The sequence below is a fragment of the Candidatus Poribacteria bacterium genome (assembly GCA_028820845.1).
Taxonomy (GTDB): Bacteria; Poribacteria; WGA-4E; order WGA-4E; family WGA-3G; genus WGA-3G.
The window spans coordinates 1-24,811 of sequence record JAPPII010000001.1 but is presented as its reverse complement, the minus strand read 5'-3'; the positions used below and the strand labels follow the sequence as shown (position 1 = coordinate 24,811).

The window sequence follows — 24,811 nt, the reverse complement described above, 5'->3', positions numbered from 1 at the left end:
AATGCGAGATAAACTTTTAGAAATGGTATAAGTCAAGGAATCGACAGGTGTGCGGTTGTGTAGGTATGAATCTCTCTGATCCTTGTGATCAAAGTTAATCGGCTATGAACTCTATAAGCCTGCGTGGTGGTTCGTAATTTGGATCAATTCTGAGAGCAGCTTCAGCAGCTTCCCTTGCTTCTTTAAAATGTCCACGTTTTAAGTAAGCAAGAGCAAGGTTAAAATACGCTTCTTCAAACTGTTCATCAATGTCAATCGCCTTTCTAAGTACTTCTATTGCCTTGGTATATTTTTCTTGTTCAATATAAACTGCCCCGAGATAACAGTAAGCCTCTTTAAACTCCGAATCAAGAGCAATGGTTTTCTTAAATTCTTCAATCGCTTTCTCGTATTGTTCTTCGCCAAAAAGCACCCATCCACTTCTATAGTACCTTTCTTTGATTTTTAACTTAAGCTCATCAGCAGGTGTGTAATTTGGGTTACGGCTTAACGCTTGTTTCACTTTCTTAACGGCAGCTTCAAGATCGCCTTTATTGAGATACTCGTGGCCTTGATTAACGAACCGCTCGTAATCAGGTTCAGGTTCTGGATCATCTGTATCATCATCAGGTTCAAGTTCTATATCATCAGGTTCTGGATCAGGGGATAACTCTTGAGCAGCCCTATTACTCAATTCTTGCATGCGACTGAGCCATTCGCGAACTGTAGGATCATGATTGTCTACATATTTTGCGTTGGCTTTCTCAACGACATGGATAACTGATTGGTGTTTGGATAGATCCCCAGATAACTCTTCTGCCCAGTCGCTATATGCCAGAGTTAGATAGTAGTAGGCGTTGATGTCATACCGGCTATTTTCATAACCAGTGGTAATTTTTTTGAAGACCTCAACCGGTTTGGAAAATAATGTTGAATCCATCTGAGCGGCTTCGTAATAGCATCTACCACACCAATAAAGTCCGTAGACCCTATCATCAACGGATAAATTCCTATTAAGAAGCTTCTCATAAACTTCAGCTGCCTTTAACCATTGTCTTTCCAATCGAAGTAGTCTTGCTTTGACAAAAAGTTCGCCAATAGGTTCCTTTGGTCTTCTCCTGTTTCTGTCAGGATTAGGAACCAGGTAGGTACGATGGTATGCCCTATATAATTTTTCTTTTCGATCTCCATCAGTAATACTATACATAGCTTCTTCATAGTATTTTCGAGCAGTTGCATAGTCCTTCGCTTCAAGATGGATTTCTGCTTTTCCGACGTAGGCATCCGTAACATATTCGCTTTTAGGGTATTGTTTGGTGATCTGTGTATAGCGTTCATAGGCATCGTGGATTTTGCCTTGTTCTTGTAAGTCGGATGCTTTTTTCAGCAATTGTTTTGCTCTATCGTCAGGTTCTGGACTTTCTGATTCACGTTGCCGATCCTCATCGTTTCTTTCATTGCGTTCTGCTTCCCCCGTCAATTCAGAAATACGTCGTTCTGCTTCCCCCGTCAATTCAGAATGTGGGAACCTTTCAACCAATTCTTGGAATTTCGCCAGAGCTGCATCGTAGTTCTCCTGTTGATAGTTAATTTCCGCAACCCTATAAAGTGTTTTTGGTATCCATTGACTTTTTGGAAATTTTTCTATCAATTGGGCGAATTTAAATTTTGCTTGATTATGCTCTTCAATTGCGTAAAGATTCTCTGCCCACAAGTAGGTGAGCTCTTCTTGATATTTGGCTACTTGTGTATCTGACGCAACTTTTTTGATATGTACGAGGGCCTGTTGGTTATGTCTGACATCGCTTGTGTTTTCAGCAAGTTTGTAGTAACACCACGCAATTTTGAGATTGACGAGGGTGGTGAAATCCGTATCAATGGCTTCAGTCTTCGCTCCAATTTTCTCCGATTCTTGTAGTGCCTTCGTGTATTTTGTGATCGCTATCTCGTAGTCTTCACGCTCATACAGCATTTCAGCTTCTTCAAAAAACTTCTTAACCTTGTTAGCATTTCCTAATACGAATGGCGCGAGGATGGCAAGAACTAAAGCGACTCCGCCGATAATACCCAATGTCCTATTGTTCATTATCGCCCCCTTGGTGGCTCTGGTCTTGGTGTTTGCGGTATAATCTTGAAGGTGAAATCTTTCGTTGCGAGGAATATTTTATCCATATCAAGCAATTGGACTTGCAAGGACTGTTCCCGCCCTTGTATTTTTTTCGCTGCGGTTACACGGATTCTAATAGTCTCTATACTCTTTTTTTTTAACTCAGAAATCAGTGTTGGTTTTATAAACGTTAACCCTGCAAAAGATGTGCGTTCACGCGGCTCAAGTCTAAGTTCTACATTGCGTGCTGTACCACCTTTATTGCTGATAGTGAGTCTAATATATCCTGTTTCATCGGCATCAAGGAAGTCGTTTCCAGACGGTTCCTCCAAAGAGGCTGCTATTGAGATAATTGGAGGCATCGGATCGGGCCAGGGGATGATTTCAAACCCTATGCCTGCGAAAATACCGAGCGCAATCACCCCCAAAATCACAGCATACCTCAGAATTGTCCTCCGTTTTCCCCGATTTTTCTCTCTATTTTTAGCGAACTTTATCAGTTGGATCAATTCACGTGTGGGCGGATGCTTTGGATTTCGCCTTAACGCTTCGTTTGCTGCAGCTTCTGCATCATCGAATGCTTCTATTCCGAGGTAAGCCTGCCCTAATCCATAGTGTGCCTCTACCGAATTAGGGTCTGCCTTTATCACCCGTTTGAATGCCGCAGCGGCTTGATTATACTGCCTGTTGTTAAGGAAAATCATACCGCGTTCTAAGTCTCGCTGCTTGTTCGGTATATCAAGAGCTGTTGTCTGTTCAGGTGCTTTCGCTGGACTCGAAGTGGGACGTGCACGTTTTATAGCCTCTAAAAGTTGACGCGCTGGTTGAGAGTTAGCATCGATTTTTAACGCCGCGTTCGCTGCGTTTTCTGCATCCTTGAGATTTCCGGTTTCAAGATAGACTTCACCTAAACTCGTGTGTGCAGCTACAAAGTTCGGATCCACAGTTATCGCCTTTTGGAACTCCGCAATCGCTTCAGTGTACATTTTCGCATCCCGATAAACGATACCGAGTTCGTAATGGGTCTCTTGCTTCGGCTTTACATCAACTGGTGAGACTATAGGTTGTTCCGGTTCTGGCGGCGCGGCGGTTTCCGTTTCTTGTGGCGATGCAGTGAAGCTTGGATCAACCGCTGCCAAAAACGAAATAAGTGGTTGATAATTCGGATCAACCGCCAAACCGTTTCTTGCCGTATCTCTTGCTTTTCCAAGTTCCTGTTGACCGAGATAAGCGAGTGCAAGGGAATGGTGTGCAGCGACATAAGTCGGATCCAACGTTATCGTTTTCTGAAGCGCATCTACAGCGCGAGGATACGACTCCATCTTGAGGAAGGTTAATCCTAAGTTGTAGTGGGCAGCTGTAAAGTCAGGATCGAGCGTTATCGCGCTTTGAAAGGCTGTGGCGGCTTCGCTATAGCGTTCATCGTTGAGATAAGTGATGCCTCTATTGTAATGTGCTTGCTTTATTGTGTTCGCGAGTTCGTGGGCAGTTTGATAACTCGGATCAATCCTTAATGTTTCCGTGACAGCGTGTGTTGCCGCTTCCAAATTACCCGATGCTCGGTGGGCACGTGCGAGGTTGTAGTGTGCGCTCTTGAGATTTGGAGAAATCGCTATGGCACGTTCCAGATGCGGAATCGCTTTGTCAGAGTGTCCCTGTTCAATGTAGGCACGACCGAGGTTATAATGTGCATCAACAAGATCTGGATCAAGGGCAATCGCGTTTTGCAATGCATCGATGGCGTTTTGATACGCCTTCATACCGATGTAGGCAGCACCCAGATGGGCATGGATATGCGTCTTTTCCAGAGGAGATTTCTGCGGGTTATCCCCTAAATCCGCGTCAAGCGTTATCGCTTGCTGAAATGCTGTAACCGCTTCAGTGTAACGTCCGCCATCTAAGTAGGTTTTGCCCTTGTCGTGATAAGCTTCCGTTATGGTGCCATGGAGGAGCAGCGTCGGTTGGTGAGTCGCGTCAAGTTCCAGTGCCGTTGTGACCGCACCACTCGCCTTTTCCAGTTCGCCCTGTTCGAGATAGGCACGGCAAAGCGCGCAGTGCCCCTCTATAAAATTCGCGTCCAGTTTTATGGCGGCTTCAAATTCAGGGATGGCTCTGTTGTATTGTCCGGCTTCCAGATAAGCGATACCGAGGTTATAGTGCGCTTCTGTTATAGCGTTCATTTTGAAAAACGATTGCCTTGAGCTTAGGTAATTTAGGGCTTATTTTACCAGATTTTCTTTATTTTTTCAAGGAAAAATTTGTTGAGTCAGGTTCGATTCTGAGGTATAATAGCGTCGCGGTTCGGGCTGAAAATCTCACGCATCCTGACGGGTACCCTCTATGCTGCGACGCTCTGTCCCCTTTGCTACGTCTGCTTCTCACCAGAAAATCCGGTGGCGGATTATTTGGCTTGGACTCCTGCTGATCCCCTTCAATAACTATTGGGTCTTCGCATCGCTGCGTTGGGATCAAGGCTTTCCAACAACGATGTCCCTCTTTTTCAATACCGTCTTCGCACTTGCCGTCTTGATAGCCCTCAATACAGCCCTGCACCGATTCGCACCACGTGCCGCGCTCACCCAAGGCGAACTCCTAACGCTCTATGCAATGCTGTCTGTTGCCTCAGCCATCTGTGGACACGATCTGTTTGAGGTAATTATTACCAATATTGCCACGGTTGGATGGCTGGCGACAGAGGAAAACGAGTGGAGCACGCTTTTTCATCGTTATATCCCAGACTGGCTTGCGCTGACGGATAAAAATAAATTGACCGTCTACTTTACAGGCGAGTCGAGCCTCTATCTACAGCCACATCTCCAAATGTGGTGGAAACCTACGCTGGCGTGGAGTGGGTTTATCATCGTCCTCCTTTCCACAACATTTTGCATCAACGTTATTCTACGCAGACAGTGGATTGAAGTCGAAAGGCTTAGCTATCCGATCATTGAGTTACCCTATCAGATGACAACAGCGCGTTTCTTCCGTTCAAAACCGTTGTGGGTCGGGATAATTCTCGCAGGCGGAATAGATGTCGTGAATGGACTCCATTTTCTGTTTCCAAACTTCCCTGGACTCGGCGGCGAATTCTACGATTTACGTCCGCTCTTTACAACGAAACCGTGGAACGCGATTGGCTGGACCCCAGTTGTTTTCTTTCCGTTCGTTATTGGGATGGCGTACTTCATACCTCTTGATCTTTCGTTTACATTCTGGTTCTTCTACATTTTCTGGAAATTCGAGATGATTTTCGGCAGTATCGCTGGCTTGCAGCGGATTCCGGGGTTCCCGTTCATTTTTGACCAGTCCTTTGGGGTCTGTGTTGGTGTGTTAGGCATGGCGTTATGGAGTGCGCGGCACCATCTCAGAGACGTTCTCAGACAGGCGTGGCGTGGAAAGAAAGAAAAGGCAGCAAAAGAACCGATTTCCTACCGTGCTGCGGTCTTAGGGCTCATCGGTGGATTTCTGCTATTGGCGGGTTTTTGGTGGATGGCGGGCATGTCTTTGTGGGTCGCAGTGCTTGTCTTTGCCATCCACCTAACGACAGTCACCGTTATCACTCGCGTCCGTGCTGAGCTGGGTCCACCGATCCACGATTTGCGTTCCATGGGACCCGATGTGCTGCTCCCCAAAATATTCGGAATGCGGCGGCTGGGTGGACAGAATTTGGCACTCTTTTCGCTCGTGTTCTGCTTCAACCGTGCGTATCGTGGCAATACCATGCCACATCAGTTAGAGGGTTTAAAATTGGCAGAACGCTCTCGAAGTTCGCCACGCCGCATTGCAATTGCTATGTTCCTTGCGATGGTGCTAAGTCCTTTTGCTGCGTTTTGGGGCGCACTTCATATCGGTTATGAGAGTGGAGCGATTGAAGTCTGGTCGGGTTCTGTGTTTAATCGCACACAGAATTGGCTCACAAACCCGATGCCTGTGAACATTCCGTCCGTAATTGCTATGGTCTGTGGACTTCTGTTTGCGTTTGGTCTGACCTTGATTCGACTTCGATTTTTCTGGTGGCCCTTGTATCCGATCGGGTATGCAATCTCTGGAACGTGGGCAGTGAATTTTTTTTGGTTCTCCGTCTTTATCAGTTATTTCATCAAGTTGGCAATCCTGCGTTTCGGTGGCATCCAGACGTTTCGGCGGGTTGCGCCGTTCTTTTTAGGACTGATTCTCGGAGAGTTCTTGGTCGGAAGTGTTTGGGGACTTCTCGGTATCTTCTTAGAGAAGCCGATGTATCGGTTTATATGGTAGATGGTTGTCAGCAGTCAGAGCGTTCTCTGCATTCACTTTCGATTGCCGGCACATAAGTTTTTCACTTGACAGAAGCACCTAAATTCTCTTAAAATGTAATCAGTTTCTCAATGGAAGTGTGTAGCGATATGTTCGCAGATTGAAGGTTTCTTGAACTTCTATGGCACAGATACAGCAGCTTCGTCGAATTACAATATGGGGTGTTGGCTTAATCGGGGGTTCCATTGGGCTTGCACTCAAGAAGAATGGGTTCCAGGGGCAACGCGTCGGGTTGGGACGGAACATCAATAGGCTCGAAAATGCACTCGCACGGGATGCCGTTGATGTCGTGACAACAGAGATAGAAGATGGGATTCGTGGAAGCGATCTTGTAGTGCTCTGTACACCCGTGGAATTGATTCCTGAATTGGTTCAACGTATCGTTGAATCCGTTGCGCCAGAGCACCGGATTGTATTGACAGATGCCGGTAGCACGAAGTCTGTGTTGGTGAAGTCCGTTGAGGAATGTCTGCAGACGCACGCTTCAGATGCTCTCTCTTTTATAGGTGGACACCCGATGGCAGGTTCACACGAAACAGGTGTAGACGCGGCGTGTGCAACGCTTTTTGAAAACGCAAAGTGTATTTTGACCCCCACAGAAAACAGCGATCCTGATGCCTTGCAGCTGGTTAAGAGTCTTTGGGAATTTGTCGGCGCAGTGCCGTATCTCCTTTCACCTAAAACACATGACCAACTCATCGGTGCCGCAAGCCACCTACCCCATCTCATTGCAAGTATACTCGCGAATACTGTTGCGAATGTCGAAATCCAAGAGGGTAAAGCATTGGACTTTACAGCGACCGGCTTTCGAGATTCCACCCGTATCGCCGCCGGTTCACCTGACTTGTGGACCGGTATTTTTACGCAGAACAGCGATGCCCTCTTAGCATTAATTGAGGACATCGTTGCCAATTTAACGGAATTCAAAACCTTACTTCAAACAGACAATCTTGCTGAGATTGAACGTGTGCTTGTTGAAGCACAGACTATCGTTAAAAAACGCAGGGAAGTGTTAGGAGGCGCATGAAAAAGATTGGACCTCAGGTGACGATTGCGATGGATGGACCCGCTGGGTCTGGGAAAAGCACAGTGGCTCGACGGATCGCAGAGAGACTTGGATTGCTCTACCTCGATTCTGGAGCCATGTACCGAGCCGTAACTGTATTGGCAATAGCGGATAGCCTACCAGCGGATAGCCCGAAGTTGATAGAACAGGTGAAAGCGTGTCATATCGAATTTAGAGATAACGGCAAAACGATCTTACTCAATGCTGAAGATGTATCTGTTCAGATCCGGACACCGGCTGTTAATAGGTTGGTTGCAGATGTCGCGAAGATCCCAGAGATTCGTCACGAAATCGTCGGACACCAACAGCGGATTGGTGCTGAGGGAAGCATCGTTGCTGAGGGACGGGATTTAACAACGATCGTCTTTCCCAACGCTGATTTTAAGTTCTATCTGGATGCCTCCGTGAAAGAGCGGGCAAAACGTAGACTCGCTGAACTTCAGGCGCAAAATGTGGATACAACAGTAGCAGCAGTTGAGGCAGAGATTCGCGAACGCGACGAAAAAGATACAACACGAGAACACAGTCCGTTACGCGCCGCCGATGATGCTATTATCGTGGATACGACAGATAAGACGATTGAGGAAGTGGTCGACTTTATTATTGCGCAAGTGTGCGGAAATCAGGAGTAATAGGAGAGTAGAAGGGGTTTGTAACCCCTCTGTTTTTATGTGGTATACCAATAATCAGTTCTGGACACCGCGTTCAATTTACCGATGGGGGCATCGGCTTACGAGCCTTTTCTGTAAAACCGTGGGTCGCCTTGAGGCGCACGGCGTTGGGCATATTCCGAGGGAAGGTGGCGTGTTACTCATTTCAAATCACGTCAGTTTCCTTGATCCTGTGATCATTGGCTCTGCTGCGAACCGTGAAATTCATTTCATGGCACGCAGTACAGCGTTCGATATCCCCGGTTTAGGGAAACTCATTTCGGTTTATAATGCTTATCCTGTGAATAGAGGCGCGCCTGACTTAGGGGCACTGCGAAGAACGATCTCGCTTTTGCAAGATGGGAATGTTGTGCTTATGTTTCCAGAGGGGACCCGTAGCGTTGATGGGACGCTGGGTAAAGCGCGCGATGGTGCCTGCTTTATTGCACACCGAGCCGGTGTTCCGACTATCCCGGTTTTTCACAGCGGCGCAGAACGGGTTTTGCCACGCAACAGTAAACGCTTGCGCCGATCAAAACTAAGAGTCATTTTCGGTGAACCGCTTGAACTCACCGCCGAGGAATTCGAGACGAGACGTGAGATGTATCAGCACATGGGGAATCAGATGATGGAAGCGATTGCGGATTTGCGGGATCAGATGCTCAATTTGTAGGGTTCGCAAGAATTAATAACACATCACCCTCTTGGACTTGATAGGTTTTACCCTCAGATCGCAGCAACCCTCTGTTTCGCGCTTCGGGATAACTCCCGCATCCGATTAAGTCTGTCCAGTGAATTGTTTCCGAACGAATGAAAGCCTTCGCGAAATCGGTGTGGACGCGCCCAGCTGCGTCGACAGCAGTTTGCCCTTCCCGCAAAGTCCAGGCGCGGGACTCCGTTGGGTTGATTGTGAAGAACGTGAGAAGCCCTAACAAATTATACGAGGTCTGAATAAATCGTTCTAAAGCCGACTCTTGTAATCCCAATTCTTCCATGAAAATTTCCGCATCGGCATCCTCAAGTTGTGAGAGTTCCATTTCTAACTGTGCGGCGAGCACGATGACTGCTGTTTGCGGCTCCACCTCGTATTTCCTGAAGTGTTTGAGAATGTCATCAACTGCGTCCAAGTGTGTTTCACCGATGTTGCACACCAGCAGCAACGGTTTCTGCGTCAGGAACCCATAACCGCGTATCAATTTTTCCTCATTGGCGGATAGGTCGAGGACACGGAGCGGTTTGCCGTCTTCCAAGGTCTGCTGACACACTTCTAAAAGTCGGATTTCGCTTTGGAGTTCTGGTAGTTTCTGGCTTTGAAATTGCTTGCGGAGTCGTGTAAGTCTGCCTTCAACGATCTGTAGGTCGGCGAGTGCGAACTCAAGAGAGACACTCTCAATATCACGTTCGGCATCAATGCTGCCATCGACATGTGGGACTGTTTCATCTTCAAACAGTCTGACGACATGTGCAAGCGCGTCAACTATGCGGAGGGAGGCGAGCGTTCCAGTATCCAGCTCTGCTTGCTCCACATCCGATTTCGTTACGCCAGCGACATCTACATAGTCAATTGTCGCGTGGGTTATTTTTTTAGATTGCAATATTTCTGCTAACTGCTCCAAACGTTCATCTGGGACATTAGCCGTGCTGAGGTTTATCTGACCACGGTTCGTGTAGCCTCCAATTTCTGCATTGGAGTGGGCTAAGGTATTGAACACCGTGGTTTTTCCGACTTGCGGTCTACCGACAATTCCTATCTTCATGTTTTACCTTTATCCATAAAAAACCTATTGACGACATCTGCGTAAACTGGTAATATAAGCGTTAGATACAGAATCCAACCCCGAGGTGAATCAGATATGGCTGCCGAGCAAGCCGGATGGAAACGGCATATCGTTAAAGTTTTAACACTTCTCTTAATCCTCACAGTGTGCCTTGCGGTTTTACAATGGTTTATTATCAAAGAGTTATTCGGTTTTGGTACAGATATGGTAAGAGATGCCTTGATTCGACAGGCACCTGAAGGCGTTGATCGATATGACATTGAGGCTACGTTTGACCGGGTCAAAACTGCGGGTATGCAGCTGCCCTTCAGTTTCCTCACCCGGAAAATCAGTCTCCGCAAGATTCGAGCTGTCGGCAGATACGCAATAGAAGCCAACAGAGATGAGGTCTGGGACGCTGATGAGATTAACACACTCCTTCGGATGATGAATGCCTCTGTCGGATTTAAAGGAGGAAACGAGTGACTTGCAATAGCGTTTTGCAAACGACACGTGAACAATGCAAACACACCTAACGCCCCCCTATGAGAAATTCGCCTACGCTTATGACCGTATGATGACCAATGTGAACTATACCCGTTGGACCCATTACATTGAGTCGCTTTTCGATAGGTATGATTGTAAACCGCGCCGCGTCCTTGATTTGGCTTGTGGGACTTGTGCCTTGACGATTCAACTTGCCTTAAAAGGCTATAAAATGGCAGGGGTAGATCGGGCGGCGGGCATGCTGGAAATCGCTAAGAAGAAGGTAGCCGCGCACGATCTGAACATCGGATTGCATCACGGCGATATGCGCGATTTTCACCTCAGCCAACGGTTTGACGCTATCCTTTGCACCTATGACAGCATTAACTATGCCTACGATGAGGACGAACTCAGTCAGGTCTTTGAGTGCGTTGCTGAGCATCTCGAACCCGATGGCTTGTTTATTTTTGACGTGACAACAGAACGGAACATTGTTGAGCATTTCCACAACAAAACGTTCGCCGCAAACCATGAGGATTATACCTACATTTGGAAAAATAATTATCTCTATCACAGCAAAATGTGCCGTACACTGCTAACCTTTTTTATCCGTGAAGGTGAGTTATTTAGACGCTATGAGGAGGTACATCAACAACGCATCTATGAAGTTCCTGTTATTAATGATCTCCTCAAAAAGGCGGGTTATAAACCGCTGAGTGCCTACGATATGTATACCTTCAGTCGTTGGAACCGGTATTCAGATCGGATTAATTTTACAGCACGCTTGGAAACCTGATTATAAACCTTCGGCAATCAGATCGCCAACCTCCTCTGTCGTATAACCCATTCTTCCAGCACCGAGGTCTTTGATTTTACCACTCGCCAACAGATCGCTGATGGATTGATCCACCTTTGCTGCTGCCGCTGCGTGTCCGAGGTGGTCTAACATCATTCCAGCTGCGCCTATCGCTGCGATTGGATTAATCTCATTTTTGCCGGTATAACGGGGCGCGGAGCCGTGAATCGGTTCAAACATAGCGACGCTCTCTGGGTTTAGATTACCGGATGCTGCGATCCCCATGCCACCCTGAATCATCGCGCCGAGATCGGTGATGATATCGCCAAACATATTGCATGTCACAATGACATCGAACCACTCTGGATTTTTCACCATCCACATCGTCGTTGCGTCAACAAAAGCGTATTCTTTTTTTGTATCGGGATAATCTTCACCAACTTCGTCAAAAACGCGTCGCCAGAGGTCATGAGCGTAAGTCAAAACGTTTGCCTTATCGCAGAGCGTCAGCGTATTCTCTTTATTGCGCTTTTGGGTGAGTTCATAAGCATAACGAACACAGCGTTCTACACCTTTGTAGGTATTGATCATCTCCTGGATGGCGACTTCATCGCGCGTCCCACGTTTCAGGAAACCGCCTATGCCGGCGTATAGACCTTCAGTATTTTCGCGAACGATAATAAAGTCAATGTCCTCAGGTCCTTTATCTTTCAGTGGTGTCGGCACGCCAGGATAAAGTTTAACAGGACGGAGGTTGATGTAGAGATCGAGTTCAAACCGGACCTTTAGCAGGATACCTTTCTCTAAAATCCCGGGTTTGACATCCGGGTGGCCGATAGCACCGAGGTAAATAGCGTCGAGTCCCCGAAGTTCTTCTAAAACCGAATCGGGTAACACTTCACCCGTACTGAGATACCGGTCGCCACCGACATCGTATTCAACTGTTTCGTACTGTATGCCTGCTTCTGCGGCTGCTGCCCCGAAGACTTTCATTGCTTCCCGTGTCACTTCGGGGCCGATGCCATCGCCCGGGATGAGACCGATTTTATACATGAATTTCCTCCAAATGTTGGGATCGTAATCTAAATTTGTTCTAAGAAAACTGGGTTCCTAATATTTTACTACATCTGGGGCGATATTGCAAATTAGGTGTTATTAGGTTTTTACTTGCCGTTATTGTAAATTCATGTTATACTTATCGTACCATTTTAACGAGGAGAACTATGGACGAAAAAGTGTCGCAAAAAGTGTTTATTGTACACGGACATGACGAAGTAGCCAAAATAGCCACCGCAAGGTTTGTCCAAAGACTTGACTTAGAGGCAGTCATACTTGATGAACAGCCCAGTGAAGGTTTGACGATCATTGAAAAATTTGAAAGATACGCCAGAAATGCCAACTTTGCAATTGTCCTGATGACCCCCGACGATGTTGGTGCTCCTATTCAAAAGAAGAACGATCTCAAACTCAGAGCACGGCAAAATGTTATCTTTGAACTCGGATATTTTTTCCATGCGTTAGGGCGTAAAGGTGTTTGTGCCCTCTATAAAGAAGGCGTTGAGCTCCCCTCAGATATTTACGGCGTTGTTTATGTGCTTATGGATGAGCTTGGTGCATGGCAGTTGAAGTTAGCAAGAGAAATGAAACAGGCGGGACTATCTTTCGATGCAAACAAACTTTTATAAAATAGAGAATTTGAAAACCCTTAACAGGATTTTTGTAAGGTGGTCCTTCCACAATAGAGTTGACCTACCAATGGATTAATGCTATAATCAATACAGTGTTCTCACCTTATATGAATAAGTGTCTCCGCGTGCCGCATCGGCATAAGAATGGAGGAGAATCATGGATGAAAAAAATCGGCGGACAGTGTTTATTTCCTATATACATGACGACAAAGAAGCTGCAACAACTCTTGCTGAGTTCATCAAGAAATTAGGTTTAAAGCCAATCGTTCTTGACGAACAACCCAGCAAGGGACAAACAATTATTGATAAGTTTGAAGAACATGCAGACGAAGCGGGTTTCGCAATTGTCTTGTTAACTCCCGATGACGTTGGATCTTCAAAGGCAACAGGAGAACGCAGACTCAGAGCACGCCAGAATGTGATTTTGGAACTCGGCTACTTCTTTGGGAGCTTAGGTAGTGAACGCGTGTGTGCTTTGTATAAAGGAGGCGTTGAGTTACTATCGGACATCTCTGGTCTAATTTATATCCCTATGGATAGTGACAACAATTGGCAATTGAAAATCGGGAAAGAAATGATGAACGCAGGGCTACCCGTTGAATCACAGGAAAGACCTGTAGAGGAGCCTCTTCATTATCATGAAGAAGTCGCTATCTAAATCTGAACCGGAGGGAGTTATCGAATCCTTCCGCGCAAACTTACGCTGCGTTGGCATAAAAGTAGAGGCGAAACTATGGAAGAAAAGACACTGCCGAAATTGCGCGAAAGCAGAGAAGAAGCCGAGAAGAAAATACAAGAGCGAATTGAGAAAGGACAACAACTCCGCGATAGACAAATTGATTCACGAAATGAATATAGTCTTGCTCTAAATGCTCATGGAAACTGGTCACGCCATAATAAAAACCTTTTGTTACAACTATTTGATGGCTCTTTAGTGGCAGAGGAGTACGCTAGATGCTGCATTTTTCCTCCTATAGGAATAGTTTCGTCTCCAAATACAGAGGAAAGAGTCGAGTTTTCAAGGGATTTGACTAGGTACAGAGAAAATGTAGACAGGGACATCAATTACTTAATGGGAATTCAAAATCAACTTGAACTTTTTGATGAACCAGCACCTTTTACACGCAACTTTGGGGACAAGATATTCATTGTCCACGGACATAACGAAGCTGCAAAACACAAGATTGCAAGGTTCGTCACTGACTTGGATCTAACTGCAACCATACTTGACGAGCAGCCAAGCAAAGGTCAAACAATCATTGATAAGTTTGAAGAGCACGCAGAAGAAGCAGGTTTTGCAATTGTTCTGCTGACTGCTGATGATGTTGGCGCGCCAAAAGATAAAACAGATGAATCCAAACCGAGGGCACGTCAGAATGTTATCTTGGAACTCGGCTACTTTTTGTGTGGGTTAGGGCGTGATCGTGTATGTATTCTCTATGAAGAAGGGGTTGAACTACCCTCAGACATTCACGGAATAATCTACGTGCAGATGGATGATCGCGGGGCCTGGAAAATGGAATTGGCTCAAGAAATAGCCTCCGTTGGTATAACTATTGATATGAACAAGCTCCTCCCGAATAGATAAACTTGTAGAGGCCCCTCTGCACAGCGTTAAAAGGAAATCCCCATGCCCACGCTCGACTTCAAAGGTAAACAATTCATCTACGGACACCACCTCACCGTCCCCATCTGCACCTTACAGACAGACGCAGACAAATCCCTCACCAATGACAAGGATCCATCACTCAACGATAATCTCATCATCCACGGCGACAACCTGCATGCCCTAAAAGCACTCCTCCCGAAATATGCTGGCAAAGTCAAGTGTATCTACATCGATCCCCCCTACAACACCGGCAACGAAGGTTGGGTTTACAATGATAATGTCAACAGTCCGATGATGCAAGCGTGGTTAGAGAAGCACAGTCCTATTGACGTTGAGGATTTAGAGCGTCACGATAAATGGTTGTGCATGATGTGGCCTCGGCTCCATTTATTGCGGGAGTTGCTAACGGAGGATGGTGCTATTTTCATCTCTATTGATGATAATGAAGTGCATCGCCTGCGCGCGATCATGGATGACATTTTTGATGCAAAAGATATTTTTCCGAAGGGAAATTTTGTCGGACAATTTATCTGGGCAGCTCGAATAAAAAACAACTCTCGGCTTTTTTCCAATTCACACGATTATATCCTGTGCTACCTCAAAAATCATGAGTATCTGAATGAACAGCGAACCTCATGGCGCGTGCGGAAACAGGGACTTGATGATGTCTACAAGAAACATATAGAACTTGGACGAAAGCACGGACAAGACTTTCCAAAGATTGAGAAAGAATTGGCAGCATGGTTTAGTGGATTATCTGATGTTGACCCCGCTAAGAGACATAGAGATTACCGCTATGTGGATAACCGGGGACCTTATAGTTCTACCAGTACTTCTCCGCCAGTTAGCGGAAAAGACAGGTATCCAGTAATTCACCCGATTACGAACAAGCCATGTACTGTTCCCATAAACGGATGGCGTTACACCCAAGAAAGAATGAAAGAACTTATCGCAGATGATCGTATCCTCTTTGGGAGTAACGAAAAAACTGTGCCCAGACGCAAACATTACCTAAGGGAAACTGAGTATGAGACACCCTATAGCGTCTTTTACAAAGATGCCCAAGGGGCAACACAACGATTAAATAGGATACTTGGTAAGGTTTTCCCATTTCCTAAAGATGAAGGAATATTAAAATCAATTTTTGAGGCGGCGACTGGTCCTAACGACATTATCCTTGACTCTTTTGCTGGTAGCGGCACAACCGCCCATGCTGTCCTATCTCTCAATAAAGAAGATGGAGGTAACCGAAAGTTTATTCTTGTTGAATGTGAAGACTACGCAGATACCATCACTGCAGAACGCGTCCGCCGCGTCATTAACGGAGTTGAAAATGTCAAAGATGAAACCCTCAGAAACGGCCTCGGCGGCTCCTTTACCTACTGCACCCTCGGTGAACCGATTGACGAGGAAGGTATGCTCACGGGTGAGACGCTCCCCTCTTACGAAACTTTAGCACACTATATCGCTTATACTGCCACCGGTAGCGCGTTGACTTCCATTGAAAAGCGGAAAGATTACTGCTTTGGCGAAACCGACAACATCCGTTTCTATCTTATCTATGAACGATCATTGGAATTTCTGGAGAGCAATGCGTCGGCATTAGATGGGGCGCGTGCCGAGCAGATCGCCAAAACGTGCCAAGAAACCGGTAAAAAGGCTTACGTCTATGCACCACAGAAATTCGTCAGTCAGAAAGAACTAACGGATATGGGAATCACGTTCTGCCAGCTGCCTTACAGCATCCATCGCATTGCGGAGGCGTAAAGCGCGATTTCCGTTGTTCATATTTGATTTGACCTGACCATAAATTCGTGCTACACTTATTGTGTAATTTTCTTAAAGGAGGACAGAACCCATGACACAAAACTATACCGCAGTTATTCAACAGGACGAAGGCTGGTGGATCGGATGGATACAAGAAATTCCCGGTGTGAATGGCCAAGAACGGACTAAAGACGAATTACTTGAAGCACTACGAATTACGCTCCTGGAAATGGTAGAATACAATCGTAAAGAGGCTATCAAGGCTGCAAAAGTTGAGCATGAGGAAGTCACTATCCAGATATGAAACGAAGGACGTTGGTTAGGCATCTCAGGAGGCATGGTTGTTATTTTATTCGAGAAGGCGGCCGGCACTCACAGTGGGGTAAGAGGCATATAGGTGTTCAAGTCTCAACTGCTGTGCCTCGCCATAATGAGATTGGTAAGTGGCTTGTTGAGAAAATCTGTAAAGATTTAAAAATTCCACCTCCATAGTCAGATCAATCCACTTTTCAGTTAAGTGATCACACAATGGAACTCAAAGACTATCAGCAACAAGCATTAGATACACTGGATCGCTATCTGCAAGCATTAGAGGAAGCCCACCAGCAAGCAGATAAAGCCGCCGCATATCTCGCATCAGATGATGTTCCAGACTTCTTGATGGAGCAAGCAGCGAATTTAGTAGCGCGAGCGGAGGACTATCCGCACATTGCATGGGAAAATTTACGAAAAGCAGCTGCCCTACCGAGCGTTACAGACGCACAAGGGCAAGAACTGATTCCAAAACACATTTCGCGTGAAAGTGCCGCCGGTGAACCGATTCCGCATGTCTGCCTAAAAGTGCCAACGGGGGGTGGAAAAACCCTGTTAGGTGTAGACGCGGTGCGTCGCTTGAAACTCGGCACCGGGTTTGTGCTGTGGCTCGTCCCCACGAAAGCCATCTATACACAAACTTATGACGCTTTTCGGAACAGAGAGCATCCGTATCGGCAGATTTTGGACCGCGCTTCCGGTGACCGCGTCAAGCTGCTTCAGAAAGACGATAGATTCACGAAGCACGATGTTGAGAACTACCTCTGTGTCATGCTCCTCATGCTCCCCGCCGCAAACCGAAACCGAAACAAGGAATTCCTTAAGATTTTCCGTGATACTGGCGGTTATGCCTCCTTTTTTCCCGTTGAAGATGATGTCCGAGAACATCAGGCATTATCGGAAAAGCATCCTGACCTTGAAACAGCAACGGACACTCAACCGCAACAGCCTCGACTTACAGTGAATCCAGCAGACAGACTCATCAAACAGAGTCTTTTTAATGTGCTGAAGTTGCTGCGTCCCACCGTGATTTTAGATGAAGCACACAAGGCTTACGGGAGTAGGAACGCCAAAAATAACGAGCAGTTTGTAGAGGCGGTCAATCGGCTCAATCCGCGTTTTGTCCTTGAACTTTCTGCCACCCCAAAACTCGGCATCAGTAACATTCTCGTCAACATTTCCGGCCTTGCACTTAAAGACGAAGAAATGATTAAACTCCCGATCCAACTCCGAAATTTCCCGAATTCTGATTGGAAGTATACCCTCGCGCAGACGAAGGTAGAACGTGATAAACTTGAGGAAACGACGAAATGGTTCCAGCAAGTAGAAAACCGCTATATTCGTCCGATCGCCGTGATTCGTGTAGATCGCACTGGCAAAAACCAGCGTGATGGGGTCCGGGTACACGCCGAAGATGCCCGCGAAGAACTTATTGACGTTTTGGGTGTGCCGACAGAACAAGTAAAAGTGAAATCGTCAGAACAAGATGAGCTTTCGGGAATAGACCTCCTGAGTCCGTTTTGCCCTGTCCGTTATATCATTACCAAAGATGCCTTGAAAGAGGGGTGGGATTGCCCCTTTGCTTACCTGCTCGCGCTTCTTGATAACACCACCGCAGCAACAGCAATGACGCAGCTCATCGGCAGAGTTATGCGTCAACCCTATGCCCGCGCTACAAACCAACCTGAATTGGATAGTTGTTATATCTTCTGTTACAATCAGAAAGTTAAAGATGCAGTGGCAAACGTCAAGCAAGGATTAGAGGCAGAAGGGCTGACAGGATTGGGCAATTTTGTTGAAGGACCGGGTACGGAGCATGTTCAGCGAACCATCAAACGAAAGCAAGCATACCGTGATACAGACATCTTTCTGCCGCGCGTCCTGCATAAACACGGACGAAACTGGCGAGAGCTCAATTATGAGCGTGACATCCTGAGTGCAATTGACTATCATCAACTTGGTGCGATAGCCCCTATCAACTTAGGAGCGGAGGCACAACTCCAAGAAATTCGCGCCACTATCCACCTCCAAGACGAAGCGGTAATTAATAAAAAGTTGCAAGCGAGTGCAACGCATAACTTAGAGGTAGCGTTTTTCGTGCGACGATTGGGAGATGTCCTGCCGAACCCGTGGCACGCCGCACGCATCGTAAAGGCAACGCTCGCTGCCTACCGTGAAGAAGGCACTGACGATGAAACATTGTATACACATCGGTTGTATCTCTCCGAGTACTTGAAACGCCATCTGCGCGATCGCATTGACAAACTCGCTGAAGCCGTTTTTCGGGAGAAGTTGGAAGACGGGAAAATCCAGTTTAACCTACAAGCAGATGCCGCGTTAAACTACCAGATGGAAAAAACTCTCATGGTTAATCTTACACCTGAAGCAAGACCGATGACGCATCCACACGGGGATCCGTTGCAGCTGAACCTATTTGAACAAGTGTTTGAAGCAGAATTCAACAATTTAGAAACAGATTTCGCGCTCTACTTGGACAAACAGAACGCGATTCAGTGGTGGCACCGCATCGCTGCGAAGCAGGGATATTTCTTGCAAGGGTGGCGACGCGATCGCGTCTACCCAGATTTTATCGCTTGTCTCCAACGGAGTCAAACGGGACCGCAACGCCTCTGTATCTTTGAGACTAAAGGACAACACCTTGAAGGCAATAGCGACACGACCTATAAACAGGAGCTCATTCAAGCGTTGGAAACAGCCTATCAAAACGCTACATCACACGGCACAATGGACATTACCTCTCCTAATAACAGAACAATGTCTTTCCGAATGCTATTTGAAGATTCTTGGCGTGAAACAGTGAATGAGACCTTGGAGAAATACATTGATTAGCGAAGCGCGCCTGAAAACTATTCTCAGTCAATTTCACCAACAACGTATCCTTGTCATCGGAGATTTCTATCTTGATGCCTACTGGCACATAGATAAAACGCAGTCTACGCTGTCTCTGGAAACACCGTGGCATACCAACCCGGTCGTTGCGCAACGCTATAGTCCCGGCGCAGCAGGGACTGTCACAAATAACCTGAAGGCGTTGGGTGTGGGTAACGTCTACACCCTTGGGGTCATAGGTGAGGACGGATTTGGAGGAACGCTGCTGAATCGTTTAGAGGCGAACGGGTGTTTGACCGATTTTATGGTACAGGTGCCGGATTTGGTCACGCCTACCTACCTCAAACCGATACATCGCGGTTATGAAGGCGTGGAGACAGAGGGACCCCGGTTCGATATTGAGAACCAATCCCCAATGGTAGAAGATGTTGAGACCGCAGTTATTGAGGCCCTGAAAGCCTGTCTTCCGCTTGTTGACGGTATAATCGTTGGAGACCAGATGCCGCATGAAAATTTAGGTGTTATTACCAACCGAGTGAGAGAAGCACTCTGTGAGCTGGCGGCGGCGTTTCCTGAAAAGATTTTTTTCGCCGACTCCCGGACGCGGATTGGCGCGTATCGGAATGTGATCATTAAGCCGAACCGGTTTGAGGCAAAGCGTGCTGTTCAGCCGGGGTGGCGCGGACACGAAGTTGACATCGCGATGGCGAAACAGTGTGCCATCGCGCTCGCGGCGCAGACCCAAAATACGGTATACGTCACTCTCGGCGAAAACGGTATTCTTGTCTGTTGTGAAGGAAAATTTACGCATATCCCAGGCATCCCTGTTGATAGTGAGATTGATCCGGTTGGCGCGGGAGACAGTGTTTCTGCTGGACTTGTTGCGTCGCTTTGTAGTTTGCGCCCTTCACGAGGAGGTGCTGCAGCTATTGAGGCGGCTTATGTCGGGAATCTGGTGGCTTCAATTACGGTCACCAAAATCGGAACGACTGGTACAGCTTCACCGGCGGAGATCCTTGAACGCCATCGGAACTGTATAAACCTATGAATGTCCTTGATGCAATAACCCAACGCCGAAGCCATCGCGGAACATTTCAGAAGCGCGATATAGAAACTGATGACCTCGAAAAACTCATTGCGGCTGCACGATGGGCACCCTCTCCCTTTAATGTCCAACCTTGGGAACTTGTGTTGATTCAGGAGACAGCAGGAAAATCGGCACTCGCTGATCTGACGGAGCGTGCCGTTATTACGCAATTCAAGGATGCCAACTTTCTTGATGACAATAGCCGTTGGATGCGTCTCACAGAAAAAGAATGGCAAGAACTGGGTGATGGTGTCTTGCTCGCAGACCACGTGACGCTACCAAAACCCCTTCAGGATGCCCCAGAAAAATTATTGCAGAGCCTCTTAAAAAACGCCAAGTCATTTACACTTTTAGGGCATCTGGGAGCTGGGAAGATACCGGCTAAGGAGATTTCGCTGCAGGTGCGCGAGGCACCGCTACTTATGCTGGTTACGATGAATTGCAAGAGATATCCGCCCGGTGAAGGTGGGTCCCGATGGATGTGGTTGAGTATGGGAATGTTAATTCAGAACATCCTTCTCGCAGCGACAGCGTTAGACATCGGTGTGCAGTTTGTCAGTGCGCCTTTAGAACGTTCAACGGATCGTGAACAGATTCGCCAGCTTTTCAATATTCCTATCTTTCATGAGGTAATTACACTTCTCAGACTCGGATATGTTGAAAAAGAGACCGAAAGCGCTGTCCGATTGCCGACCTCGGAGTTCGTGCATTTTGAGAAGGTGAAGTAGGTGTTGAATCTTAGTGATATGGGCGGGCAGGGAACCCGCCTCGACGGGAACTGGGTGTCTTAAACTGCGCGGTTCTGCAAGAGTTCTTTCAATGTCGCTTTCTTCTTTTTCAGGCGTCGTTTTTGGCGTTGACGGATTTGCGTCCGACGCCGGACCAGCCCGCTTTTACTCCGTGGCATAATTTTACCCCCTTTCTTCGATCGTTTTGGCAAGGTACATGAGTACCGATGAACACTGTGCTTCTATCTCTGTCATTGCAATACGCAACTCTGTGTCTGAGCGCGCGTGTAACTGAAGTCGTTCTTCGGTGATTTTCACATAGCGTTCGTTCTCTATATCAATAAATTCGATCTGCTCTTCGCTTTCGCTTACCAAAGCGTAATTGAGAAGACCGTTTTGTGAAGCCACTTTGTCTGTTTGTTCTTTAAAATTTTCCTTTATTGCCAGCCCTGTGAAATTTTTGTAGAGTGCTCGAGCTGGAAGTTCGTCGGGTGAGAAGGATAACGGCTGTGGGGCTGCTTCCAGCATAAGTGTTTCAAGGCTCTCAACAGGTGCCGGATCTAACGCTGCTTCTATTGTTGCATTCACCTCTGGTTCGTCCCGATTCGGAGCAGCATACTCAATATAGGTTTCTGTTTCGACATCCATTGCATCTAAGGCCGGAGGTGTCGTTTCAGTATCATTGCCTTTCTGGCGTTTGTTATCAATGGGAGTATCCGAAAAGACAGAGGTCTGTTGAGGCGAGGATGCTTCCAAATCTTCGTGCTCTAATACGTCTGAAAGAATTTCTTTTACACCATCACGCCATTCGATAATTAAGTCTTGTTCCTCTACAAGCACCCGTAACGTTTCAATACCGATGGCTTGGATCATTGGGTGAAATGCTAATATTTCCGGCGGTGCTGCCTCAAAAAGGGAGCGCGTCACATAAGCCACCTCGGCAAGGTTTCGGTTGCCGGTCAACTTGAGACGAGTTTCACATGCTGTGAGTGCTTGTCTAAGGTTTCGCATGAATTCCGGTGTAACCAGATGTGGAAGTACCTCTAACCGAAAGTTCTCACACGCTGTCTCCGCGTCCGATGTTGAAGCGGGTTGCTCCATGATCGCCATTTCTGTGTCCAATGCGTTTCGCGGGAAAATTGGGCTCACTTCAACTGATTCGTTTGTAGGTGTATCTCGCCCCTCTACTTCGTAATCACTGAGGAGTTCCATTACCTGTGTATACATCAGTTCGGGATCGAAAAGTACGCCTTCAAGTTCAGGTTCATGGAGCAGTTGTCGGCTCTGTGCAATGCAGGCATGTAAATGCTCTTCTTCTGATTTTTCGTAGCGGAGTCTGCGTTGCTTTTCGACGGCAAGCTGCTTCTGCCTGGATTTCTGGTAGCGCTTTCGTTTTTCACGTTTTCGTGCCACATTTGCGGAGCGGCGTCCCTTTTTCTTAGCCATGGTAATGTATTTCTGTTATGAGTGTAGTTATTTGGTGAACGCTTCGATAACTGTTTATATTCTCACAGTGTATAGCACCAAGTTTAACACATAACTTTAAGTATATATCAACACATTTTCATTGTCAAGTCTAAATTTATTTGGATTTTTGTATAGGTAATTTGATTAATTGTCAAATATTGGGTATAATTATAGAAACATTTGTGGAAAAGGCGCGGATTATTCGTGCGTTTTCTAAAAGGTATCTATATTATGTTAAATTATCACTGGTTGTGAAATCGGTGCGGACAGTCTGGCATTTACGCCAAAATTATAGGGGAGACCTATGTATTACAAGAATCATATTAACCCAGTTATCCTAACACTCATTATTATTATGAGTGTTTTGATGTGCGCGTTTACAACCGTTATGGCGGACCAACATTCCGAAGCGGGAGAAGAAGCGGAAGCCACGGACGAGGCTGAAGCATCTGAAGAGGCAGAAGGGACGGATGAAGCTGAAGCAGCTACGGCAGAGGAACCTGTAAGGCTTGAGGAGCTTGTTGTTGTGGGTACCCGTGCGCAGCCACGCTCCGTCTTGGATTCGGCAGTCCCGATCGATATCGTGTCAAACGAATCCTTTGAAAAGCAGGGCGGCGCGGATCTACCGGATCTGCTGAGAACTTTGGTGCCCTCCTATAACGTCAATACACAGCCGATTAGTGATGCGTCAACAGTGGTCCGTCCGGCGAATTTACGGGGACTCGCTCCAGACCATACATTGGTACTCGTTAATAACAAGCGGCGCCACCGTGCCGCAGTGATTCACTGGCTCGGGAACGGTTTATCTGATGGCTCACAGGGACCTGACCTCGCACCTATTCCGGCGATTGCCCTGCAACAGGTAGAGGTCCTCCGTGATGGCGCATCCGCACAATACGGTTCTGATGCCATTGCTGGTGTGATGAATTTTCGATTGAAAGACAACTATGAAGGCGGATCGATTGAATTTAAACCCGGTATCTACCAAGAGGGCGACGGTAGGCAATTTGCAATCGCTGGCAACATCGGTTTAGGAAATCCGGACGCATGGACTAGCCTCAGTGTAGAATACGGTGGCGCGGATCCAACCATCCGGTCTGTCCAACGTACGGATGCCATAAATTTGATTAACGCAGGCAATTTCAGTGTGAAAGACCCGGCACAAATTTGGGGACAGCCGATTATAGAGAATGATGTCAAACTCTTCGCTAACTACGGTGCGACCCTCACGGATACCATCGACTTCTATGGGCATGCTAACTACGCCCGCAAGCGCGTTGAAGGTGGGTTCTATTTCCGTAACCCGAATACCCGCGGTGGTGTGTTTAGTACGACCGGTGGCGATACGTTGCTCGTCGGGGATATGCGGGGTTTGACAGCCGAGATGGCAGACTGGGAAGCCCGAAAGGCAACAGCGGAAGCTGCAGGACAGGAGTTTACTGAACTCTCACCTCACGATGCTGACGATATCCCGATAACCAACCACGTTCCGGATCCTGAACGGTTGCAAGCCGTCAAGAATGACCCGAATCTATTCACATTTCAGGAGATGTTCCCAGGCGGATTCACCCCCAGATTTGGTGCATTCATGTGGGATAGTTCCGTCGTCGTTGGCGTTAAAGGCACCGCGCTCAGAGACACGTTGGGTAAGGACTTAACGTGGGATCTCAGCGGCTCTTTTGGACGAAACCATGCTGATTTCTTTATTTTCAATACCGTTAATGCTTCGCTCGGTCCAGATACACCGACCTATTTTGATCCGGGCGACTATATCCAGACGGATTATAACCTCAACTTTGATGTAACTTATCCGCTCAGCGACATGGTGTTCCTCGCTTCGGGTTTGGAATATCGGGACGAAGGATTTGAAATCATAGAGGGCGAACGCGAGTCGCATCAGATCGGGCCCCTCGCAGCGCAAGGCTTCACTGCCGCCTCCAATGGATTTTCAGGGTTCAGCCCGGTTGCAGCAGGCAAGTGGTACCGTTCCAACGTTGCGATGTATCTGGAAACTGAAATCAGACCGATTGATCCGCTCCTGATCGCGCTCGCTGTGCGCGGTGAACAATTTGAGATTTTCGGTAGCACCCTGAACTACAAAGCCGCTGTAAACTACAAGGTTACGGAAACGATGCGGTTGCGGGGAAGTTATAGTACCGGGTTCCGCGCACC

The 24,811-nt window shown here is 47.1% G+C and carries 21 protein-coding genes; 16 read left to right on the top strand and 5 right to left on the bottom strand.

Annotated elements, in window-relative coordinates; translation table 11 throughout:
* Positions 1–94: 94 nt before the first annotated feature.
* Together OXN25_00105 and OXN25_00100 are read right to left on the bottom strand one after the other, a co-directional pair.
* Positions 95–2,065 carry a tetratricopeptide repeat protein gene (locus tag OXN25_00105; GenBank protein MDE0423248.1) on the bottom strand — a complete coding sequence of 657 codons (1,971 nt, stop codon included), beginning with the start codon at positions 2,063–2,065 and terminating at the stop codon, positions 95–97.
* On the bottom strand, positions 2,065–4,266 hold the full coding sequence (locus OXN25_00100; GenBank protein MDE0423247.1) for a tetratricopeptide repeat protein: 2,202 nt from the start codon (positions 4,264–4,266) through the stop codon (positions 2,065–2,067). Before OXN25_00100 ends, OXN25_00105 begins: the two co-directional genes overlap by 1 nt.
* Positions 4,267–4,426: 160 nt before the next feature.
* On the opposite strand from OXN25_00100, the gene OXN25_00095 reads away from it, so the two are divergent.
* From OXN25_00095 to OXN25_00080, 4 genes are all read left to right on the top strand, one after another.
* Complete coding sequence (locus OXN25_00095; protein ID MDE0423246.1) at positions 4,427–6,337, top strand: hypothetical protein; 1,911 nt, start codon at positions 4,427–4,429, stop codon at positions 6,335–6,337.
* Between the two features lie 160 nt (positions 6,338–6,497).
* The gene (locus tag OXN25_00090; GenBank protein ID MDE0423245.1) at positions 6,498–7,403 is read left to right on the top strand and encodes a prephenate dehydrogenase; all 906 of its coding nucleotides are present in this window, start codon (positions 6,498–6,500) and stop codon (positions 7,401–7,403) included.
* Positions 7,400–8,074 (top strand): (d)CMP kinase, encoded by a 675-nt coding sequence (gene cmk, locus OXN25_00085; protein ID MDE0423244.1) that lies wholly within the window; start codon positions 7,400–7,402, stop codon positions 8,072–8,074. The genes OXN25_00090 and cmk overlap by 4 nt, the downstream gene beginning before the upstream one ends.
* A gap of 37 nt (positions 8,075–8,111) precedes the next feature.
* Entirely contained in the window at positions 8,112–8,765 is a 654-nt protein-coding gene (locus OXN25_00080) for a lysophospholipid acyltransferase family protein (protein ID MDE0423243.1), read from the top strand.
* Here OXN25_00080 and ychF read toward each other — a convergent pair.
* A complete protein-coding gene (ychF, locus tag OXN25_00075; GenBank protein ID MDE0423242.1) occupies positions 8,755–9,849 on the bottom strand; it encodes a redox-regulated ATPase YchF in 1,095 nt (364 codons plus the stop codon). The two genes, OXN25_00080 and ychF, sit on opposite strands and share 11 nt — an antisense overlap.
* A gap of 96 nt (positions 9,850–9,945) precedes the next feature.
* Here ychF and OXN25_00070 point away from each other — a divergent pair, with 96 nt between their 5' ends.
* A complete protein-coding gene (locus OXN25_00070; protein MDE0423241.1) occupies positions 9,946–10,335 on the top strand; it encodes a hypothetical protein in 390 nt (129 codons plus the stop codon).
* Positions 10,336–10,369: 34 nt separating this feature from the next.
* Entirely contained in the window at positions 10,370–11,131 is a 762-nt protein-coding gene (locus OXN25_00065; GenBank protein ID MDE0423240.1) for a class I SAM-dependent methyltransferase, read from the top strand.
* Here OXN25_00065 and OXN25_00060 read toward each other — a convergent pair whose 3' ends face one another.
* Positions 11,132–12,184, bottom strand: a complete 1,053-nt coding sequence (locus OXN25_00060) for a 3-isopropylmalate dehydrogenase (protein MDE0423239.1) — start codon at positions 12,182–12,184, stop codon at positions 11,132–11,134.
* A gap of 170 nt (positions 12,185–12,354) precedes the next feature.
* Between OXN25_00060 and OXN25_00055 the strand changes: the two genes are divergently transcribed.
* The 9 genes from OXN25_00055 (at position 12,355) to OXN25_00015 (ending at position 21,172) form a co-directional block, all read left to right on the top strand.
* Positions 12,355–12,816, top strand: a complete 462-nt coding sequence (locus OXN25_00055; GenBank protein ID MDE0423238.1) for a nucleotide-binding protein — start codon at positions 12,355–12,357, stop codon at positions 12,814–12,816.
* Between the two features lie 160 nt (positions 12,817–12,976).
* Positions 12,977–13,477 (top strand): nucleotide-binding protein, encoded by a 501-nt coding sequence (locus OXN25_00050; protein MDE0423237.1) that lies wholly within the window; start codon positions 12,977–12,979, stop codon positions 13,475–13,477.
* A gap of 75 nt (positions 13,478–13,552) precedes the next feature.
* Positions 13,553–14,407: a nucleotide-binding protein gene (locus OXN25_00045; protein ID MDE0423236.1), complete on the top strand. Its 855-nt coding sequence runs from the start codon at positions 13,553–13,555 to the stop codon at positions 14,405–14,407.
* Between the two features lie 42 nt (positions 14,408–14,449).
* Positions 14,450–16,195: a site-specific DNA-methyltransferase gene (locus OXN25_00040; GenBank protein ID MDE0423235.1), complete on the top strand. Its 1,746-nt coding sequence runs from the start codon at positions 14,450–14,452 to the stop codon at positions 16,193–16,195.
* Between the two features lie 91 nt (positions 16,196–16,286).
* Complete coding sequence (locus tag OXN25_00035) at positions 16,287–16,499, top strand: type II toxin-antitoxin system HicB family antitoxin (protein MDE0423234.1); 213 nt, start codon at positions 16,287–16,289, stop codon at positions 16,497–16,499.
* The gene (locus OXN25_00030; GenBank protein ID MDE0423233.1) at positions 16,496–16,687 is read left to right on the top strand and encodes a type II toxin-antitoxin system HicA family toxin; all 192 of its coding nucleotides are present in this window, start codon (positions 16,496–16,498) and stop codon (positions 16,685–16,687) included. Before OXN25_00035 ends, OXN25_00030 begins: the two co-directional genes overlap by 4 nt.
* Before the next feature lie 36 nt (positions 16,688–16,723).
* Entirely contained in the window at positions 16,724–19,357 is a 2,634-nt protein-coding gene (locus OXN25_00025) for a DEAD/DEAH box helicase family protein (GenBank protein ID MDE0423232.1), read from the top strand.
* Entirely contained in the window at positions 19,350–20,405 is a 1,056-nt protein-coding gene (locus OXN25_00020) for a PfkB family carbohydrate kinase (protein MDE0423231.1), read from the top strand. Before OXN25_00025 ends, OXN25_00020 begins: the two co-directional genes overlap by 8 nt.
* Complete coding sequence (locus OXN25_00015) at positions 20,402–21,172, top strand: nitroreductase family protein (protein MDE0423230.1); 771 nt, start codon at positions 20,402–20,404, stop codon at positions 21,170–21,172. The genes OXN25_00020 and OXN25_00015 overlap by 4 nt, the downstream gene beginning before the upstream one ends.
* A 183-nt stretch (positions 21,173–21,355) precedes the next feature.
* Here OXN25_00015 and OXN25_00010 read toward each other — a convergent pair whose 3' ends face one another.
* Positions 21,356–22,618 carry a hypothetical protein gene (locus tag OXN25_00010; protein ID MDE0423229.1) on the bottom strand — a complete coding sequence of 421 codons (1,263 nt, stop codon included), beginning with the start codon at positions 22,616–22,618 and terminating at the stop codon, positions 21,356–21,358.
* Between the two features lie 325 nt (positions 22,619–22,943).
* On the opposite strand from OXN25_00010, the gene OXN25_00005 reads away from it, so the two are divergent.
* The coding region (locus tag OXN25_00005) for a TonB-dependent receptor (protein ID MDE0423228.1) at positions 22,944–24,811 on the top strand (1,868 nt) is incomplete at its 3' end.

What these genes read in the sequence shown, in the direction of transcription:
- OXN25_00105 (MDE0423248.1), bottom strand. Translation starts at nt 2,065, where the DNA reads ATGAACAATAGGACATTGGGTATTATCGGCGGAGTCGCTTTAGTTCTT.
- OXN25_00100 (MDE0423247.1), bottom strand. Translation starts at nt 4,266, where the DNA reads ATGAACGCTATAACAGAAGCGCACTATAACCTCGGTATCGCTTATCTG.
- OXN25_00095 (MDE0423246.1), top strand. Translation starts at nt 4,427, where the DNA reads ATGCTGCGACGCTCTGTCCCCTTTGCTACGTCTGCTTCTCACCAGAAA.
- OXN25_00090 (MDE0423245.1), top strand. Translation starts at nt 6,498, where the DNA reads ATGGCACAGATACAGCAGCTTCGTCGAATTACAATATGGGGTGTTGGC.
- cmk (MDE0423244.1), top strand. Translation starts at nt 7,400, where the DNA reads ATGAAAAAGATTGGACCTCAGGTGACGATTGCGATGGATGGACCCGCT.
- OXN25_00080 (MDE0423243.1), top strand. Translation starts at nt 8,112, where the DNA reads ATGTGGTATACCAATAATCAGTTCTGGACACCGCGTTCAATTTACCGA.
- ychF (MDE0423242.1), bottom strand. Translation starts at nt 9,849, where the DNA reads ATGAAGATAGGAATTGTCGGTAGACCGCAAGTCGGAAAAACCACGGTG.
- OXN25_00070 (MDE0423241.1), top strand. Translation starts at nt 9,946, where the DNA reads ATGGCTGCCGAGCAAGCCGGATGGAAACGGCATATCGTTAAAGTTTTA.
- OXN25_00065 (MDE0423240.1), top strand. Translation starts at nt 10,370, where the DNA reads ATGCAAACACACCTAACGCCCCCCTATGAGAAATTCGCCTACGCTTAT.
- OXN25_00060 (MDE0423239.1), bottom strand. Translation starts at nt 12,184, where the DNA reads ATGTATAAAATCGGTCTCATCCCGGGCGATGGCATCGGCCCCGAAGTG.
- OXN25_00055 (MDE0423238.1), top strand. Translation starts at nt 12,355, where the DNA reads ATGGACGAAAAAGTGTCGCAAAAAGTGTTTATTGTACACGGACATGAC.
- OXN25_00050 (MDE0423237.1), top strand. Translation starts at nt 12,977, where the DNA reads ATGGATGAAAAAAATCGGCGGACAGTGTTTATTTCCTATATACATGAC.
- OXN25_00045 (MDE0423236.1), top strand. Translation starts at nt 13,553, where the DNA reads ATGGAAGAAAAGACACTGCCGAAATTGCGCGAAAGCAGAGAAGAAGCC.
- OXN25_00040 (MDE0423235.1), top strand. Translation starts at nt 14,450, where the DNA reads ATGCCCACGCTCGACTTCAAAGGTAAACAATTCATCTACGGACACCAC.
- OXN25_00035 (MDE0423234.1), top strand. Translation starts at nt 16,287, where the DNA reads ATGACACAAAACTATACCGCAGTTATTCAACAGGACGAAGGCTGGTGG.
- OXN25_00030 (MDE0423233.1), top strand. Translation starts at nt 16,496, where the DNA reads ATGAAACGAAGGACGTTGGTTAGGCATCTCAGGAGGCATGGTTGTTAT.
- OXN25_00025 (MDE0423232.1), top strand. Translation starts at nt 16,724, where the DNA reads ATGGAACTCAAAGACTATCAGCAACAAGCATTAGATACACTGGATCGC.
- OXN25_00015 (MDE0423230.1), top strand. Translation starts at nt 20,402, where the DNA reads ATGAATGTCCTTGATGCAATAACCCAACGCCGAAGCCATCGCGGAACA.
- OXN25_00010 (MDE0423229.1), bottom strand. Translation starts at nt 22,618, where the DNA reads ATGGCTAAGAAAAAGGGACGCCGCTCCGCAAATGTGGCACGAAAACGT.